Here is an 18,639-nt window from a genome sequence, read left to right on the forward strand (position 1 = left end):
AAAAACAACTACCGATATGAAATTCATAGGCATCATTCCGGCCCGCTACGCATCGACCCGATTCCCCGGGAAACCGCTGGCCGACATGAAAGGGAAATACATGATTCAGCGGGTATACGAACAGGCCCGCAAAGTGCTCGACCACGTGTGTGTGGCCACCGACGACGACCGCATCTTCAACGCCGTACAGTCGTTCGGCGGAGAGGTGGTGATGACCTCGGCCCAACACCGCAGCGGCACCGACCGCTGCTTCGAGGCCTACCGCACGCTGGGCGGTCACGAAGATGTAGTCATCAACATCCAGGGCGACGAGCCCTTCATCAAACCCGAGCAGATCGAGAGCCTCATCGCCTGCTTCGACTCGCCCCAAATCCAGATTGCCACCCTCGTGCGGCCCTTCGAGGCGTCCGAGGGGTACGAAGCGCTGGCCAACCCCAACTCGCCCAAAGTGGTGCTGAACGAGCGGCACGAGGCCCTCTACTTCAGCCGCTCGGTTATCCCCTACCTGCGAGGTGTGGAACCGGCCGAATGGCTGGCCCGCCACACCTATTACAAACACATAGGCATGTATGGCTACCGGGCCGACGTGCTGGGCCAAATCACCTGCCTGCCCCAGTCGTCGCTCGAACTGGCCGAATCGCTCGAGCAGCTGCGCTGGCTGCAAAACGGCTACACCATCAAGGTAGGTATCACCACCCAGGAGACTATCGGCATCGACACCCCGGCCGACCTGGAAAAAGCTATCGCATTACTGCCATGACCACGACTCTCGACCGCATAACCCCTCCGCCTGTGGGGGCATTCCCTCCGCTCGCCCTGCCCGAGCCCCAACGCTATCGCCTGACCAACGGCATCGAAGTGACAGCCTGCAACCTGGGCGACGAAGAGGTATGCCGCGTCGACCTCATGTTCGACGGCGGCTACTATGCCGACATCCGGCCCGGCACAGCCTCGCTCACCCTGCTCATGCTCAAGGAGGGGGCTGCCGGCAAAAGCTCCGAAGCGATAGCCGAGGCCTTCGACTACCACGGGGCCTGGCTGCAAACCACCACATCGAGCCACTACCAGTATGTGACCCTCTACACCCTCAACCGGCATCTCGACACCTGCATCGGTCTGCTGGCCGACATCGTGACCAGCCCCGACTTCCCGCAGCCCGAGTTCGACCGGCTGAAGGAGCGACGCATCCAGCAACTGCTCGTGCAGAACGAGAAGGTCGACTCGCTGGCCTCCGACACCTTCCTGGCACAGATTTTCGGCAGCGAGCACCCCTACGGACGCATCGTCACCCCCGCCCACCTCGAGCGCATCGTCACGGACGACCTCCGGGCCTACCACCGCCAGCACATCCGCCCCGACCGATGCCACATCTTCGTCGCCGGCAAGGTGACCGACCGCCTGCTCGACAACCTGGAGCGTCACTTCGGCCAAACGTGGCACGGACCCGCCGACAAGCCTGTAGCCGACCCCGTCTACCCCATAGAACCGGCCAGTCAGCACATCGCCATCACCCACAAGGAGCACGCCCTGCAATCAGGCATCAGGCTGGGACTGCCGGTCATCAACCGCGACCACCCCGACTTCTTCGCCCTCAAGCTGCTCTGCACCGCGCTGGGCGGATACTTCGGCAGCCGCCTCATGTCGAACATCCGGGAAGAGAAGGGCTACACCTACGGCATCTCCTCGTCGGTAGCCGCCATGCGATACGGCAGCTACCTGGTCATCTCTACCCAGACCGGCACCGAGTTCACCCGCCCCCTCATCGACGAGGTCTTTGCCGAAATCGAGCGGCTGCGCCACGAACCCATCCCCGCCGACGAGCTGACCGTTGTCAAGAACTACCTGCGCGGCGACATGGCCCGCACCCTCGACTCGCCCTTCTCCATTGCCGACTACTACCTGTCGCTCAAGGCTAACGCCCTCACGACCGACTACTTTGCCCGGCAAGACGAGGCCATCCGCCGGCTCACCGCCAACGACCTGCTCGAGGCGGCCCGCCGCTATCTGGAGCCCGACCGCTTCTACATAGCCGTAGCCGGCGACCGCGAGAAGATTCCCGAGTTGTCGCTACCCCGATAACCCGACCTCCGACCCATAAAAAAATCCGGTCCTGCAACCATCTGCAGAACCGGATTTTTTTGCGGCACCCTCACCCGTCGGCACTACCGCAGCACCAGCCGGCGGGGCGAGCCGCTCCACGAGCAGCCCATGCAATAGACCGTCTCGAGGTCGAACCCTTCGAGGCTCTCACCCTCGTTGCGAGTCACCACCCGATAATCGTCCGTCACATAGACCGACCGCCGTTCGCCCCCGCTGTTCTTCACATACAGGGCCGAGACCTTACATTGCGGGCACAGCAACTTTCTCATCATTCATGCGTTTTTACGATTACACAAAAAAATACCCCGACAGGAACAGAGTTTCTATCGGGGCAATTCTTTTCAATCACAACAGAGGTTTTAACTCAACGATCGATTATTCTCTTTCGCCCAGTTTGTCGTCCAGGAAGAGGACACCCGATTCGTCTTTGCAGCGTTTCAGTTTCTCAACGATGTTGAGAGCGGTAGCCTCTTCTTCAACCTGCTCGCGAACATACCCCCAGAGGAAGTCTTGAGTAGCTTTATCTTTCTCGGCCGAAGCTACGTTGACCAACTCGTCGATCAACGAAGATACGTGGCACTCGTGTTGATATACGTTCTCGAAAGCATCGAGCACGTTTTCCCACTCTTGAGGAACTACGTCGATTTTATCCACTTTAGCTACACCGCCACGTTTAGCCATATAGTCGGCCAAATCGTAAGCATGCTGCAACTCTTCCTGCGATTGTTTACGCATCCAGTTGGCAAAACCGTCGTATCCCAGTTTCTTGAAATAGAACGACATCGACAGATAAAGGTTCGACGACCACATCTCGGCCGTAATCTGTACGTTAATGGCTTCTTGCAATTTCTGTGAGATCATAATGCTATGTTTTTAAGTTTAATATTCAGTTTTCAAAACCACAGAGAGTACTACAAAAATTGTACCACCTGCCAACCGGGCGGCCTATATGCCCCACTGTCAGTATCCCGGTATCGCTCCGCCCCCATTTTCATGCCGTATTTTCGCCGTCGGCGCCATCTTGTCCGATTCCCGGCGTGGACATTTTGGCAGGCCACGGCCGGCACGACCTGGATACCGCGTCGCAGCGCGGTAGGACATGAACGGGTATTCCTGGGGCGCGGTATGACATCGACTCCCCTCCACGTGCAGTATGCCCAAGCCTCTGCATCGTAGCGATAGACTCCGCCTTTATCGGGCCGGGAAGAGGCCAGCCGACCGAGGAGCGAGGGCGAGGACTGTCTGAGCGCAGCGAGTTCCGCAGCCCCCGAGGACGGCGCCAGCCGACGACCGACAAAGCCCGATAACAGCGGCGGCGCTTCTTGGTTCGTTCTTCTCGCTGCTGAGAAGAATGAACATACCCCGCACTCAATGCGGGGTCCAGTAAAGTGTCGCTTGCGGGTACCAGCCTTTGCCGGTATTTCTGGATTCCGCGTCACAGCGCGAAATGACATGAACGGGTATCCCTGGATACCGCGTCGGAGCGCGGTATGACTAGTCCACTCCGTCACGCTGCGGTATGTCATAAACAAAAACCCCTGCAACTCGCACGAGTTGCAGGGGTTTGTCATATCGATAGTGTTATCGATTACTTGTTCAGGGCTTGGGCTACGTCTACGGCGCAAGCTACGGTGCAACCTACCATGGGGTTGTTACCGATACCGAGAAAGCCCATCATCTCTACGTGGGCAGGTACCGACGAAGAACCGGCGAACTGAGCGTCGCTGTGCATACGACCCATCGTGTCGGTCATACCGTAGGAGGCGGGACCGGCAGCCATGTTGTCGGGGTGCAGGGTACGGCCCGTACCACCACCCGATGCAACGGAGAAGTATTTCTTGCCTCTCTCTACGCACTCTTTCTTGTAGGTACCGGCTACGGGGTGTTGGAAACGCGTGGGGTTCGTCGAGTTACCCGTGATCGATACGTCTACGCCTTCGTGCCACATGATGGCTACACCTTCGCGTACGTCGTCAGCACCATAGCATTTTACTTTGGCGCGTTCGCCTTTGGAGTAGGGGATTTCACGAACCACTTTCAATTCGCCCGTATAGTAGTCGAACTGAGTTTGTACGTAGGTGAAACCGTTGATACGCGAGATGATTTGTGCAGCGTCTTTACCCAGACCGTTGAGGATGCAACGGAGGGGCTCTTTACGTACTTTGTCGGCTTTGGCGGCAATTTTGATAGCACCTTCGGCAGCGGCAAACGACTCGTGACCAGCCAGGAAGGCGAAGCATTTGGTCTCTTCGCGGAGCAGACGGGCAGCGAGGTTACCGTGACCGAGACCTACTTTACGGTCGTCGGCTACCGAACCGGGGATACAGAACGACTGCAGACCGATACCGATGGCTTCGGCAGCGTCGGCGGCGTTTTTGCAACCTTTCTTCAAGGCGATGGCGGCACCTACTACATAGGCCCACTTGGCGTTCTCGAAGCAGATGGGTTGAGTCTCCTCGCAAGTTTTATAAGGATCGAGTCCGTAAGATTCGCAGATGGCGTTGGCCTCTTCAATATCTTTGATGCCGTTGGCGTTCAAGGCAGCAAGAATTTGCTTGATACGACGGTCTTGACTTTCAAATTTCACTTCTCTAATCATAGTCTCTTCCTCCTTATTTTATTCGTTACGGGGATCAATATATTTCACTGCACCGGCCTCTTTGGTGAAACGACCGTAGGTACCGGTTACTTTCTTGAGAGCCTCGTTGGCGTCGGTTCCTTTTTTCACCTCTTCCATGAATTTGCCCATGTGAACAAATTCGTAGCCGATGATTTCGTCGTTCTCGTCGAGAGCCAGCGTCTTGATGTAACCTTCGGTCATTTCGAGGTAACGGGGACCTTTGGCCAGCGTACCGTACAGCGTACCTACCTGGCTGCGCAGACCTTTACCGAGGTCTTCGAGACCGGCACCGATCATCAGACCGCCTTCCGAGAAGGCCGACTGGGTACGACCGTAAACGATTTGCAGGAAGAGTTCGCGCATAGCCGTGTTGATGGCATCGCAAACGAGGTCGGTATTCAAGGCTTCCAAGATGGTTTTACCGGGGAGAATCTCCGATGCCATAGCGGCCGAGTGAGTCATACCCGAGCAACCGATAGTCTCTACCAGAGCTTCTTGGATAACACCGTTCTTTACATTCAACGTCAGTTTGCAAGCACCTTGTTGAGGAGCGCACCAACCGATACCGTGGGTCAAGCCCGAAATATCAATCACTTCTTTTGCTTTCACCCATTTTCCCTCTTCGGGGATAGGAGCCGGCCCGTGATTAGGACCTTTCTTTACAACACACATGTGTTCTACTTCGTGTGAATAAACCATAATTCGCTCTTTTTATTTGATGAGTATTTTTATGCTCTTTTCAGCGATGCAAAGATAAGTTTTTTTCTTCATGTAAACAAGGGCTTCCCCCGGGCAATCGCATCAAAAAAAACAGAGTCCGGGAAAAATTGGCATCTCTGCGGCGTGCACACATTTCTCTATTTTTCACTGCCGTAACCGATTCGCCCGTGACAGATCGTCGTCCGTACCGGCCGCCGGGTGTATCACCGACAGGTCTGTTCCGGCCGGTCACTGTTCCTGGGCAGAGAATGTCTTCCTCCACTTGGAGGGCGAGCACCCCTCCTTTTCGGTAAAAATCCGGGAGAAATAACTCAGCGAGAGGAACCCCGACTCCTCGGATATGGCTGCAATCGTCAACTCGGGATGCTCCACCATCTGCTGCTTGGCATACTCGATGCGCAGCCCGGCAATCCACTCGCGGAACGAAGCCTGATAGACAGACTTGATGTAGTCAGAGAGGTAGGTGCGGTTGGTGCCCAACTCGAGGGCCAGGTCGCCGATAGTCAGCTTCGGGCTGGTATATCTCTGACTCCCAATCCAGGCGGCGAGGCGTATTTCCAGCTTCTTCCGATACGGCTGCGGGCCCAGTAGCATTTCCTCCTCGACGGGAACAAGGTCGTCGGCATCTTCATCTTCGAGAGGTTCCTGCTCCAGGATGCTTTCCACCTGTTCGTAGAAAAGCAGGTAGTTGATGTAGGAGCCATAGAGGTAAATGTAGAACGGTATGGAAGAGAGCACCCACAGGAAGAGATACCGGTCGGGCAGGAAGGTGAGCAGCCCGCAGCTGACCCCATAAATGACCGCCCACCAGGTGAAGATGGACATCCAGCGGATATAGGCCGCAATATACTCGGAGTACGTGTCGTCGAACAGGCGGACCGCCCATCGGTAGGTGCGGATGAGCCTGCGGGCCAGCCATAGGCCATAGGCCAACAGCCACAAGTCCAGGAATACCAGTCCCACCTGCTGCACGGGACCCGAAGGCACGGCTATGAGAAGGAGGGCCGAGAGGGCGGTAAACAGCGCCCAATAGCCCATGTGCCGCCAGAAGCGACGGCGGGTCAGGAAAAAGCGGTCGAGCAATATGGTAAGGGCTGCACTGAACAACCAATAGGCCATGAAGTAGGTGGAGAGGTTCATCAGGATAGCTTCCTGCTCGTGGAGAGGCCGAAGCCCGCAAAAGAGGTGTACCGAATAGTTGGCACTCAACACCAGCAAGGCTACACCCATGATGCGGCGCGAACGCAGATAGTTGACGAATATGGGCTTGTCGGGAGTTTTGCCCACCAGAAAATAGCCGGCAAAAAACAGCATCAGCACCAAGGCTATGCCCAATGAATAATCATAGAGAGCAAGATTCATCTTTTCACACTTTGCGGCAACTCGATGCAAAGGTATAAGGATTTCCGGTTATTTCGCACTCGGTATCGGCACAAAAAATCGAGGGCGGTACTCTATTTCAGGAATCGCCCCCGGAGGCTTCGGCGGGGATGATGCCCATCTTTTTCATCAGGAAACAGGCGTTCATGTTGCGGGCAATGCCGGGTTGCAGCCGGTAGGTAAAGGTGAGCTCGTCGCCCTCGATGGTGGCCTCGAAACGGTAGTTGCTTATCTGCCCGGGCAGCTTCTCGGCCAGTTGGCCCAGCACCAGGTCGTGGGTGGCGATGATGCCGGCGGCACCGGCCTCGACCAGCTGTCGCACCAGGGCGAGCGAGCCGGTCTGCTTGTCGACCGAATTGGTGCCCCGCAGAATTTCGTCGAGGATGACAAAGAGTTTTTCGCCGGCACGCAACCGCATCACAATCTGCTGCAGCCGCTTGAGCTCGGCAAAGAAATACGACTCGTTGTCGGCCAGCGAGTCGCTGGCCCGCAGACCGGTGAAGAGGGGCAGCGGCGTGAAGGTCATGCTGCGGGCACACACGGGGGCTCCCATGCACCCCAGCAGGTAGTTGATACCTATGGTGCGCAGGTAGGTGCTCTTGCCGGCCATGTTGGCCCCGGTGATGACCTGGAAGGAGCCTTCGTTTATGGGGGCCACGTCGTTGCAGACACAGCGGTCGCGGGGAATGAGGGGATGCCCCAACGCCTCGGCCTGCATCACGGGCCGACGGTCGAGCACAATCCGGGGGAAGACGTAGTGCGGATGATTGTAGCGGAAGGTGGCCAGTGAGCAGAGAGCGTCGAACTGCGCCAGCACATCAAGCCAACGGGGCAGTTGCTCGCGGTTCTCGTCGAGCCAGCGATTCAGCGCATTGAGTTGCCGCAGGTCCCACAGCAGAAAGCCGTTGAGTACCGTGAAGCCCACGAAGTTACAGCGTTGGTCGAGGTTGCCGAGCAACCGACGCAACCGGGCCACCCGCTGCGAAACCGAGCCGTGACCGTCGACACACACGCGTTGCAGTTGGCCCAGCCATTCGCTCTCGAAGCGGTTTTGCTCTACCATCTCGAACAGGCGGGCGTAGTGCGACAGGGAGGCCAGCGCGCCATTGAGCTGCTCCTGCAAGCGGGTCACCCGCTTGGCCAGCACACCAGCCACGGCCAGCAAGGCGATAAAGGGCCACACAATCACACTGCCGGCAATCGCTCCGGTCAGCCCCAAGACAACCAGAACGAGGTAAAGGACAGGGATGGCGAGAATCAGACGGTGCACCAAACGCCCCGTGCCGAAGCGGGGCAACGCGGCCAGTTGCTCCAGCAAACGGCTGTCGGCCGGGCTCTCGCCCGAGCAGGCGCCCCACGACTGGAAGTCGATGCGCAGGTCGGTGCAACGGCTCAACTCCTCGATTGCAGCCTGCCGCCGGCGAATGGTGTCGGCCGTGAGGTCGGGGCTCAACATGGTGCAGGCCAAAGCCTTGCGCCCCACCGCCGTAGCACTGCGGTTGAGGTAGGCAAAGAACGATTTCGATCCGAAGAGGTCGAGGTCGAAACTGTAATCGTGTGTGGGGTCGATAAACTCGTCGCCGCCGTCGATGCCCTCGAAGCGGTATTCGAGCAGAGCGAGTTCCCGTCGAATGACCCGCTCGCGGCAATCGGTAAACTCTTTCCGGCGAAACCACCGGTCGTGCACCCGGGCCAGCCCCAGAAACACAGCAATTCCCATCAGGGCCACCGAGCCCCACGCCCAAGCTCCCGCATCGCGCAGCAGGTAGATGCCCGCCACGGCCCCCACAAAGACGACCAGGCGAAGCAACCCGATGAGCCGAATGCGCCCCTTTATCCGCGCCGCCTCCCGGGCGTTGGCTTCGAGACGGTCGCGGTAATCGTGTTGTATCTCTTCCATAAATCTATTCGGCTAAAGGCTTGTTGATGCGCCACAGATATTTCATAATCATGCGGTCGTAATCCTTAAATGAATCAGGCAACGCATCATAGGGTTTGAGGCAATCATGTACAAAAAGCACTCGAATTAGTTTCTTTCGTATTTTACGACGCTTTTCCCAATCTCCTGCAGCATTTAATAAAGACTCCTCTTCTATGGTCGTAGGTCGATATCCTTGAATCAGCCGTTCCATTACCCAACGGTTATGCTCGACCCGGGCCATCCGCTCAATCAAAACCGAATCGTTCCAAAGATCCGCAGGCTCCTCTGCCCCAAAACTGCGCAACTTGGTCGGTATCGAAAGTGCATTGTAAATATTAGACCATCGATGCACTGTAAACAAATTCTTCCACAATTCTTCGGCTTTCTCATCGTCTAACAATTTCCAAGAAATATCGTTGAGCCTTGTTGCGTAATAAACAAAATTAACACGCTTAGCAAACCTCAAAATATCATTATCAACGATATGTTCTTCATCGAGCATACCGAAAGCTCTAAGATCCTTATATTTCAACGAATTACGAACCAGTTCCACAATTAAATGAGATACATTCTGCCGAACCAGTATCGAAAGGACTTTACCATACACGCCCTGTGGCATGTAGAGAGCCGTAGCAATACTCTTTTGAGAAGATTCGAAACAGATAGCAATCGTCAATAGACTTTGATTATCAGGACTCGCCCATTTTTCAAGCAATTGCTGCACGGGACGACTCTCGACAGCCCCCTTTACAAACTCAAACTCGATGTCGGTCAATCCCGTGCCCTTATTCTCATAGCTGCGCGAGGAATCGAGCGTATCGACTACCCGATAGTCGCACTGTTCAAAGAGTGCACTATACCGTCCTCGCAGCATATCGAACTCGGTATCGGCATTCAGATCGATAAATGTGATGCGGGTTTTCAGTCTTGAATCCCGTACAAAGTTGGGGTAGTGAGCTATGTGGGCCGCCTTCATGGCCAGAGCAATTCCCATACAAGTCATCCCCACAACGACCAGATGTACGTAACGGTCGCTCTCGTAGTCAATGCCCTCGCCATCGAGCGGAGTATAGACAATGGAGGTTCTATCATCGCTATGCGAATTATACCCACTCCATACCAACACTTTCTCAGCCCACATTTCATAAAAATTAAACGGTATGAAATCGATATGTCTATCGGGCTGGCCATTAAATGAATATTCTTGTAAAAGTTTTGACCAGCCTTCTTGTCTTTTATCTACCTCATCAGAGGGCTTCGCTCCCCAAAGAGCTAAAATAGACTCTACATCAAATCGCTCAAATATAGAAACGGTAAACTGATTCTCAAGAAGCACATTACACTTTTTATAATTTCCCCGTAATTGATCATCTATACTTATTTCGAGTTTATCCCTATGAGAAATTTTTCCTCTCTTGCTCTCTCCCAAAATCTGGTTAATGAGTTTTACACTTTCAATATTAACCGAATCATGGTCAGTCTCGCCCTCCTCGCCCAAGAGAAAAATCTCCTGACAATAGGGCAACCGCAAACGCTCCAAATCTTCACGCGAATCGCGCCCACCGTGCAAGATGATGGTGCGACGGTCTATCTCGGCATCAAGTTTCGACAATAGTTCGTGGCGCACGGTCTCAACATTGCAGGTAGTCTGGATTACAAACAGATAAGGAATATCTTTAACTCGATCGTCACTTTCCGCCTTTCGATACAGTTGCTTGATAAATCCGATAGCCATCTTGTTGAACCCGATAATCACATAATGGTGCTTGAAGTTGTAACTTATCTGTCCCTCACGGGCACGCTCTACCCGGCGGTCGATGATGTTCGAGAAAATCGAAATGAGTAACCCGCCCATTAACACAGAACCTGTAATTGAAACAAACAAAGCCAACAAGCGATTGCCAAACCCTTCAACCACATACTGGTTGCCCGGGTCGGCAAAATGGTAATAGACATCGAGCAGAATGTTGCGCGGCTCGTTCTCCTTGATGGTGAGCGTACTGCCGGTGGCCCACTCGATAACGATAAACAGCAGTATAAAAAAGACAATGACTACCGCCAAAAACAGCAACTGCCACCGAATGCCCGACGACAAGATGCGGTCGATACCGATTACCGGGTATCTGAAAAGCTCCTTCAACCGTTTCATTTCCGTTTTACGATTTCAAACCCCGCCGCTTGGATAAACCGCAAGGTACCCAGGGCTGTATTTCGGTCATATGCTTTCTCGATTTCGGGCAGTTCTTCATAAGGCACCAGGCAGGGGTGTGTCTTCGCCACGTTGTCCCGGCGCTCACCATAGCGCCACCCTTCGGCCAGGCGCGACTGGGCCCACACCTCATGCACATTTTTTGCCAAAGCTTCGACCAACGGAGTCAACGCCTCGGGCAGCACCTCGCCCGAAGTATCGAGCGGTGCCGGCGTATAGGATTCTTTTCTCATGATTCTACGGATAAACGATTTTTTAATTTTAATAACAAAGATAGTATTATCGGGGAACCGAAACAAATTTCACACCGTCAATCCTACAAAAATCTGTCGAGAGTCCATCTCACCGCAACTCGAGCGTGCGCTGCATCACAAGATGCTCGTGCAGCTCATCGGTCTCGAGATAGAGATTCACCTGATAACGCCCGGCCCGGAATGTGTCGACGGAGCCGTCGGAACGCTCGTACCAAAAGGTTCCCGAAATCTCGAAATCTTTATAGAAGAGGCTCTGCGGGTCGAAAGGCTCGGTCTCCCGGTCTCTGGAACAGGAGTATATGAGATTGCCGTCCAGATAGAACCGGAAGGTCAGTTTCAAGGGGTGACCCGCCTCGAGAGAGCGCCACTGAAATCCGGCAATCATGTACTTACAGGCATTGGCCCTGAACTGGAGTTGTCGGGCCACCCCCCCTTCGAGGAGAGAGAGTCCGCAATCGTAAGCAACCCAGTCTGTCATCTCCTTCTCGTCGTTGTAGAAGTAGAACACCAGAGCCACCGGCTCAATCCAGCCACGCTGCATGGGCGACTTTTCGACCTCGAACTGCCCGCTGCCCACCTGCCGCCCCTTGTAACAAAGCAGATAGGTGTAACGTCCCGGGTCGTAGGAGTTGCCCGAATCGCTGCCCCAGCCGCACATCTGCAACCAGCCTCCGGCCGGGTCGAGGGTCACCGTGTGGTCAAATCGGCTCGTCTTGCCCGTCTGCTCGTTTCTGATTTCGACATCATATGTAATCTCGCGCTCGACATCCGACAGGCTGGAATATCGGCAACGCATCGCCATATAGCGGGGAGAGACAAAACTCCCGGTGCCCCAGTCGTCGATTACCGTCTGTTCGCTGTCGTTGTTGCGAAACTGGAAATCCGACTCGATGCGAATCCACCCCTGCTCGTCCCAAAGTTCTTCGACCGGGACAATGTGGAGCCGGGAACTAATTATAAGTTCTCCTTTCTTATCTAAAAGCTCATATTCCCACCAGCCCACGGTTTTAAAAGCGGTTCCCTCTTCCGACCCCCAGGCCGGCAGATTGGCCAGCCGGTTCTCACAAATCTGCAAGGGCGCCTCGAAATCATAGCTGTTCACCTTGCCATCGGGAGCCGTCATGCGCACCGTCATCGTAACCTTGCGCTCGATACGCGAGGTTATCCTCGCCACGGGCATCACATAGCGAGCGTTGTTATAAAGCCTATTCTCCGGACGGGAATCCCGTTTACCGTCTTTTCCCACCTCACAAAAATTGAGCGCATGGACTTTATAGCCCCGGTCTCTCTTGAAAAAATCAAACAGTCCCATAAGTCTTATTAGATGAGGTTAATGAGTGATTATGCGAATATACAAAAGCAACAAATAATCCATGGGATCCGCTCTTACCCGAGTCACCCTTTTTCGACCTATTTCATCAAATCGATGGTCTGTTGCATGACCAAATGCTCGGCGAGCTCCCGGGTTTCGAGGTACACCTTCACTTGATAACGTCCGGCCGGGAAAGGGTGCAACTCTCCATTAGAGTCTTCCAGCCGCATGGACCCGGAGACCTCGAAATCCTGTTCAAAAATATCTTGTTTGGTCAGGTCGGGATCATGAGTGACCACATGTGAAGAATTGGAATAGACCAGTCGGCCATCCATATAAAACTTGAATGTCAGTTTCAGCCGATGCCCCTTTTCAAGAGAGCGCCATTGAAAACCGGCTACGGCTTTTTTATACGCATTGGCCTTGAATGTCTGCTGCTTAATCAGTTCGCCTTTGGCCAAATCCAAATTCATGCCACAATCATAAGCTACCCACAATTTCAATTCGTCGTCGGTATTATAGAAATAGAGAACCAGAGCCTCGGGTTCGATCCAACCCTGCTGGCGGGGCGATTTCGCCACTTCGAAGCGGCCGCTTGCCAACCGCTTCCCCTTGTAGGAAAGGGTATAGATATAACTCCCCGGCGAGTAGGATGTGCCCGATTGCGAGCCCCAACCGCACATCTGCAACCACCCGCCACGGGGGTCGAGCGTGGCCGTGTAATCAAAGCTTTTGGTTCGACCCGTCTGCTCATGCTCGATTTCCACATGATAGGTAACTTTCCGCTCCACTTTCGAATAGCAAGTGTATCCACACCGCATCTGTATATACTGGGGCTCTACAAAACTCTTCGTTCCCCAGTCGTCGATTGCGTTGCCGCTGTAATCGATATTGCGAAATTCGAGATGTGTAGTCACATGAATCCACCCCTTCTCCTCCCAAAGGCTGTCCAGCGAGGCGATTTCGAGCGGAGCCTCGATTACCACCTCGTCGTTTTCGTCCAGCACCTCAAACCGCCAGATGCCCGTTTTGGAAAAAGCGGTACGGCTCTCCGACCCCCACCACGACAGATGAGCCTCCTGGTTTTCAAAGGGGCGCAAGGGGGCGTCCAAAGTATACGTACGCACCACCCCCTCGGGATTGGTAATGCGCACCGTCATCTGCACCGTGCGCTCTACGCGCGAGGTCATTCGCACCACGGGCATCACATAGCGGGCATCGTCGTACAGCCGCAGGCCCGGCCGGGTCTCCTTCTTCCCATCCTTGCCCACCTCGCAAAATTCGAGCGAGTGAATATCGTAACCTCTATCTTTCTTGAAAAAATCAAATAGTCCCATAAAAATTGAACAAGAATAATAGACAAATTATAAATACCATAAAAACAAACCACCGGGGGACAACCCCGTTCGACTGTCGGGAACCGACGAGGTCAATAAACATCGATAGTGCGCTCCATCACAAAATGCTCGGCGAGTTCTTGGGTTTCGAGATACACCTTCACTTGATAACACCCGGCCGGGAACGTAGATGAAGAAGTACGATATATCACACCCGAATACATGATTTTTTGCAGGGAACGCCCTATGGTCTCTCCGTTTGAGACCCAAGTGTACAGCAAATTACCATTATAGTAAAATTTGAATGTCAGCTTCAAAGGGTGATTCCCTTCAAGAGACTTCCACTGGAAACCGGCAATCAAACTCGTATAGCTGTCTCCCTTGAATGATTGCTGCTCGACAGGCTTCCCTACAACAATAGTCGATGCACTTTGCAGCTGCCATTTCCTTAACTCGTCGTCGGTGTTATAGAAATAAAGAACCAAAGCCTCGGGCTCGATCCAGCCACGTTGACGGGGCGATTTCGCCACTTCGAAGCGGCCGCTTGCCAACCGCTTCCCCTTGTAGGAAAGGGTATAGATATAACTCCCCGGCGAGTAAGATGTGCCCGATTGCGAGCCCCACCCGCACATTTGCAGCCAATGGGTACCGTCCCGGGGGTCAAGCGTGGCCGTGTAATCAAAGCTTTTGGTTCGACCCGTCTGCTCATGCACGATTTCCACATGATAGGAGACTTTCCGCTCCACTTTCGAATAGCAAGTGTATCCACACCGCATCTGTATATACTGGGGCTCTACAAAGCTCTTCGTTCCCCAGTCGTCGATTGCGTTGTTGTGGTAGTCGATATTGCGAAATTCGAGATGCGAAATCACATGAATCCACCCCGTGTCCTCCCAAATGTCATCTAATGAAGCGATCTCGAGCGGGGCGCCTATGACCACTCGGTCGTCCTCATCGAGAATATCGAATTGCCATGTGCCCACCGTGGTGAAATAGTCTCGTTTCTCCGAGCCCCACCACGGGAGTTGCGCCGATATGTTTTCGGCCGGAGTCAACGGTGCGTCAAAATCATACACATGGACCTTGGAATTGGGCTCGGTGATACGTACTTTCATCTTGACAGTGCGGTCGATACGCGACGTCATCTTCACCACCGGCATGATATAACGCGAGTCGGTATAATGTTTGAGGCTGGGTAAAGTTTCGCGCTTGCCGTCTTTCCCCACTTCGCAAAATTCGAGCGAGTGAATATCGTAACCTCTATCTTTCTTGAAAATATCGAACAGTCCCATAATTGCAGCATTAGATGACAGTGTATATTCTGCGAATATATAAAATATTTTAAAATTGCCAAACTATCTGACGATAAAGTTTATAGCTCAATGACAGCAACGACAGGCGGGAGACCCCGACCGATTCCCCGACATGAGGAGCGGCAGCACGTTCCCGACCGTCGGGCCCGAGAGTATCCACCCCAATCGTCCGCCCCAAATTCGAGGTACAACGAGTAAACAAATTCGCGTCTTCCTGTTTATATTCCCGTCTAAATTCCCTACATTTGCAAAGAGTAGAAAAACCAATACGAAGATGAAAAAAGAGTTGTGTCTGCTGCTGGCCATTTTGTTTACCCTGTCGCTCCATGCCGGCAACGGGAAGGCCAAGATTACGTTTGAGTCCCCCCGCTACGATTTCGGCTACATCCAGGAATCGAAGGGCAAAGTGACCCACACGTTCGAGTTTACCAACACGGGCAACGCCCCGCTCATCATCGTCGACACCCGCAGCCTCTGCGGCTGTACCGCCTCGCGCTTCACCAAAGAACCCATTGCCCCCAACGGCAAAGGCTCTATCGATGTCCAGTTCGACCCTGCAGGGCGACCCGGGCCATTCCGCAAAGAGATCAAGGTCTACACCAATGCCAGCAAAGCGGCTGTAAAACTTATTGTCGAGGGGGTTGTTGTCTCTAAAAAGAAGTGATTATGAAACGTACTCTCTTAGCCCTCTGTTTCGGCTCACTGCTGGCTACGGCCCTGGCCCAGCCGCGCATCACGTTCGACGAAAAGGAGCACGACTTCGGCACCTTCGAGGAGGAGACCGGCCGGGTGACACACGTCTTCCGGTTTGTCAACTCGGGCAACGAGCCGCTGGTGGTGACCAACGTGCGCACGACTTGTGGTTGTACTGCCTCGCAATACACCCGAGAACCTGTGGCCCCCAACGATTCGGGTGTCATCAAGGTGACCTATAACCCCAAAGGGCGTCCGGGCCGATTCTCCAAACCGGTCTACGTCACGACCAACGCCTCGACCGACCGTGAGACCCTGCGCATCACGGGGGTAGTCATCGGGTCCAAATCGCGCCGGGCAGCCAACCCCTACCGCATAGGCGACCTGTCGCTACGCAGCCTGCACATGCCACTCTTCGACGTACCCAAGGGGCACCTCAAAACAGGCCAGCTCTTTGTGCGCAACGAAGGGAAGAGCGACCTGATTCCCATCTTCAAGCAGGTACCCTCGCATATCACGGTCGAGATGATTCCAGCCATACTCCACCCCGACGAAGAGGGAATTATCAAGATAAGCTACGACCCCGATGCCATCGACGACTGGGGATTCCGTCGCGATGAATTCAAACTGGGATTCGAAAGCGACACCGAGAGCACATTCAACACCATCACCGTATCGGCCAACCTGCTCGACGACTTCGGGTCATGGACAGCCGAAGAGCGGCAGCAAGCCGGCCATGCCACCCTCTCGACCGAGGTGGTCGACTTCGGCATCATCAAAGGGAACAAACCCCAAAAGCAAACCCTGACGATTACCAACAACGGGGAATCGAAACTGACCATACACAAGGTGACCAACGAAAACCGGCCCTTGCAAGTAAAACTGAAACGACACACGATCAACCCCGGGAAGTCGGCCGAGCTGACTATCGTGGTCGATCCCTCGCTGGCCCGCACCAACCTGCTGAACTGCCGGGTTATGCTCATCACCGACGACCCCAGTCGTCCGTCGGTACCCATACGGGTATTAGGCTCTTTTGAATAACCTCTTAACACAGAAAAAAATTATGGAACATCCCGAGAACGACGCACAATATGCCGGCCTTGCCGTAAACAAAGGCATTGAACAACCGCCCACGGTCAATCCCTATCTGAAAAAAATGCGGACAGCCCGTCGCCGCTCCTTCACCGCGGCCGAATATGTAGAGGGCATCATCAAAGGCGACACGAGTATCCTGAGCCAGGCCGTCACACTGGTCGAGAGCAACCGCTACGAACACCAGGCCATCGCCCAGGAGGTAATCGAGAAGTGTCTGCCCCACGCCTGCGACTCGGTGCGGGTGGGTATCACCGGTGTGCCGGGTGCGGGCAAAAGCACCTCGATCGACGCCTTCGGCCTCCACGTGCTCAAGCGGGGCGGCAAACTGGCCGTGCTGGCCATCGACCCCAGCAGCGAGCGCTCCAAGGGGAGTATTCTGGGCGACAAGACCCGCATGGAGAAGCTCTCGGTTCATCCCAATGCCTTCATACGGCCTTCCCCCTCGGCCGGCTCGCTGGGTGGTGTAGCCCGCAAGACCCGCGAGACCATCGTACTGTGCGAAGCCGCCGGCTACAACAACATCTTTGTCGAGACCGTAGGTGTGGGCCAGTCGGAGACGGCCGTACACTCGATGGTCGACTTCTTCCTACTCATCCAGCTGGCCGGTACCGGCGACGAGCTGCAGGGCATCAAACGCGGCATCATGGAGATGGCCGACGGTATCGTCATCAACAAGGCCGACGGCAACAACATCGAGAAGGCCAAGCTGGCCCAGGCGCAATTCCGTAACGCCCTGCACCTGTTCCCCCCCACGCCTTCGGGCTGGACGCCCCAGGTGCTCACCTACTCGGGCTACTACGAGATAGGCATCGCCGAGGTGTGGGAGATGATCGACAACTACGTGGCCTTCGTCAAGAAAAACGGCTACTTCGACTACAAGCGTCAGGAGCAGGCCAAATACTGGATGTTCGAAACCATCAACGAACAGTTGCGCGACCATTTCTACCGTAACCCGCAAATCGAGAAGATGCTCGAGGAGAAACAGGCCAAGGTGCTGAACAACGAGCAGAGCTCGTTCATGGCCGCCAAAGATGTGCTCGACTACTACTTCAACCAAGCCAAATAACAGTTGCCGCCCATGAAACAGGTCATTTGCCCAAAATGCGATAAAGCCTTCACCTTCGACGAGTCGCGCTACGATGCCACGTGCAACATCTCGTTCATCTGCCCGAACTGCCGCAAGCGCTTCGTGATGACCCTCGACGAGATAGAGAGTGCCGAAGGGGGCAGACTCGATACCTCGCACGGCTACATCACCGTGCTCGAGAATGCCTTCGGCTACCGGCAGGAGTTTCCGCTGCACCCGGGCGACAACCTCATCGGCCGCGCCTCGAAGGGGACCGAAGTCGACATCGCCATCGAAACCACCGACATGAGCATGGACCGCCGCCACTGCATCATCCACGTCAAGGAGAAGGGGGGCCATCCGCAACTCACCCTGCGCGACAACCCCAGCCTTACCGGCACCTTCCTGCGCAACACCCTGCTGGGCGACCGCGAGCGGGCCCTGCTTCACGATGGTGACGTGGTGTCGATAGGGGCCGCCACCTTCATCGTGCACATCCCCGACGAAGAGGAGGACGACGAGTATTTCGAATAAGAATTTTCAATCTTTAGAATGAGAGAAGAAGTATCTAACGCTACTTTACGGAACTGGCAAAAATTGCATGTCGACAAATCAA

17 protein-coding genes are annotated in these 18,639 nt (G+C 54.6%); 6 read left to right on the plus strand and 11 right to left on the minus strand.

What is annotated here, in order from left to right; all coding sequences use genetic code 11:
• Positions 1–16 precede the first annotated feature (16 nt).
• Entirely contained in the window at positions 17–760 is a 744-nt protein-coding gene (gene kdsB / locus Q1K76_RS02590; RefSeq protein ID WP_298663069.1) for a 3-deoxy-manno-octulosonate cytidylyltransferase, read from the plus strand.
• The gene (locus Q1K76_RS02595) at positions 757–2,079 is read left to right on the plus strand and encodes a pitrilysin family protein (RefSeq protein WP_300130824.1); all 1,323 of its coding nucleotides are present in this window, start codon (positions 757–759) and stop codon (positions 2,077–2,079) included. Before kdsB ends, Q1K76_RS02595 begins: the two co-directional genes overlap by 4 nt.
• 83 nt (positions 2,080–2,162) lie before the next feature.
• Here the strand turns inward: Q1K76_RS02595 and Q1K76_RS02600 are convergent, their stop codons facing one another.
• From Q1K76_RS02600 to Q1K76_RS02650, 11 genes are all read right to left on the minus strand, one after another.
• Positions 2,163–2,369 carry a hypothetical protein gene (locus Q1K76_RS02600; RefSeq protein ID WP_258326676.1) on the minus strand — a complete coding sequence of 69 codons (207 nt, stop codon included), beginning with the start codon at positions 2,367–2,369 and terminating at the stop codon, positions 2,163–2,165.
• A gap of 106 nt (positions 2,370–2,475) precedes the next feature.
• The gene (locus Q1K76_RS02605) at positions 2,476–2,961 is read right to left on the minus strand and encodes a ferritin (protein ID WP_087409007.1); all 486 of its coding nucleotides are present in this window, start codon (positions 2,959–2,961) and stop codon (positions 2,476–2,478) included.
• Positions 2,962–3,688: 727 nt separating this feature from the next.
• Positions 3,689–4,699, minus strand: coding sequence for a GGGtGRT protein (locus Q1K76_RS02610; protein WP_087409006.1), 1,011 nt, complete (start codon positions 4,697–4,699; stop codon positions 3,689–3,691).
• Positions 4,700–4,717: 18 nt separating this feature from the next.
• The gene (locus tag Q1K76_RS02615; protein ID WP_025278272.1) at positions 4,718–5,419 is read right to left on the minus strand and encodes an iron-sulfur cluster assembly scaffold protein; all 702 of its coding nucleotides are present in this window, start codon (positions 5,417–5,419) and stop codon (positions 4,718–4,720) included.
• Positions 5,420–5,668: 249 nt separating this feature from the next.
• Positions 5,669–6,802 carry a helix-turn-helix transcriptional regulator gene (locus Q1K76_RS02620; RefSeq protein ID WP_300130826.1) on the minus strand — a complete coding sequence of 378 codons (1,134 nt, stop codon included), beginning with the start codon at positions 6,800–6,802 and terminating at the stop codon, positions 5,669–5,671.
• Positions 6,803–6,899: 97 nt separating this feature from the next.
• Positions 6,900–8,720: a hypothetical protein gene (locus Q1K76_RS02625; protein WP_300130827.1), complete on the minus strand. Its 1,821-nt coding sequence runs from the start codon at positions 8,718–8,720 to the stop codon at positions 6,900–6,902.
• 4 nt (positions 8,721–8,724) lie between these two features.
• Complete coding sequence (locus Q1K76_RS02630) at positions 8,725–10,890, minus strand: hypothetical protein (protein ID WP_300130828.1); 2,166 nt, start codon at positions 10,888–10,890, stop codon at positions 8,725–8,727.
• A complete protein-coding gene (locus tag Q1K76_RS02635; RefSeq protein WP_300130829.1) occupies positions 10,887–11,183 on the minus strand; it encodes a RyR domain-containing protein in 297 nt (98 codons plus the stop codon). Before Q1K76_RS02635 ends, Q1K76_RS02630 begins: the two co-directional genes overlap by 4 nt.
• 109 nt (positions 11,184–11,292) lie before the next feature.
• Positions 11,293–12,516, minus strand: a complete 1,224-nt coding sequence (locus Q1K76_RS02640; RefSeq protein WP_258327882.1) for a hypothetical protein — start codon at positions 12,514–12,516, stop codon at positions 11,293–11,295.
• Positions 12,517–12,614: 98 nt separating this feature from the next.
• Positions 12,615–13,853: a hypothetical protein gene (locus tag Q1K76_RS02645; protein ID WP_300130830.1), complete on the minus strand. Its 1,239-nt coding sequence runs from the start codon at positions 13,851–13,853 to the stop codon at positions 12,615–12,617.
• Between the two features lie 92 nt (positions 13,854–13,945).
• Positions 13,946–15,145 (minus strand): hypothetical protein, encoded by a 1,200-nt coding sequence (locus tag Q1K76_RS02650; RefSeq protein ID WP_300130831.1) that lies wholly within the window; start codon positions 15,143–15,145, stop codon positions 13,946–13,948.
• Between the two features lie 295 nt (positions 15,146–15,440).
• Between Q1K76_RS02650 and Q1K76_RS02655 the strand changes: the two genes are divergently transcribed.
• Genes Q1K76_RS02655 through Q1K76_RS02670 form a run of 4 tightly spaced genes read left to right on the plus strand, consistent with a single transcriptional unit; the run spans position 15,441 to position 18,557 of the window.
• Positions 15,441–15,830: a DUF1573 domain-containing protein gene (locus Q1K76_RS02655; RefSeq protein ID WP_300130832.1), complete on the plus strand. Its 390-nt coding sequence runs from the start codon at positions 15,441–15,443 to the stop codon at positions 15,828–15,830.
• 2 nt (positions 15,831–15,832) lie between these two features.
• Positions 15,833–16,903, plus strand: a complete 1,071-nt coding sequence (locus Q1K76_RS02660) for a DUF1573 domain-containing protein (protein ID WP_300130833.1) — start codon at positions 15,833–15,835, stop codon at positions 16,901–16,903.
• A 22-nt stretch (positions 16,904–16,925) separates the two neighbouring features.
• Positions 16,926–18,023 carry a methylmalonyl Co-A mutase-associated GTPase MeaB gene (gene meaB / locus Q1K76_RS02665; protein WP_298663060.1) on the plus strand — a complete coding sequence of 366 codons (1,098 nt, stop codon included), beginning with the start codon at positions 16,926–16,928 and terminating at the stop codon, positions 18,021–18,023.
• A 12-nt stretch (positions 18,024–18,035) separates the two neighbouring features.
• Entirely contained in the window at positions 18,036–18,557 is a 522-nt protein-coding gene (locus Q1K76_RS02670) for an FHA domain-containing protein (protein WP_300130834.1), read from the plus strand.
• Positions 18,558–18,639 lie beyond the last annotated feature (82 nt).

Origin of the sequence: uncultured Barnesiella sp. (assembly GCF_946496565.1) — a bacterium.
Classification (GTDB): Bacteria; Bacteroidota; Bacteroidia; order Bacteroidales; family Barnesiellaceae; genus Barnesiella; species Barnesiella merdigallinarum.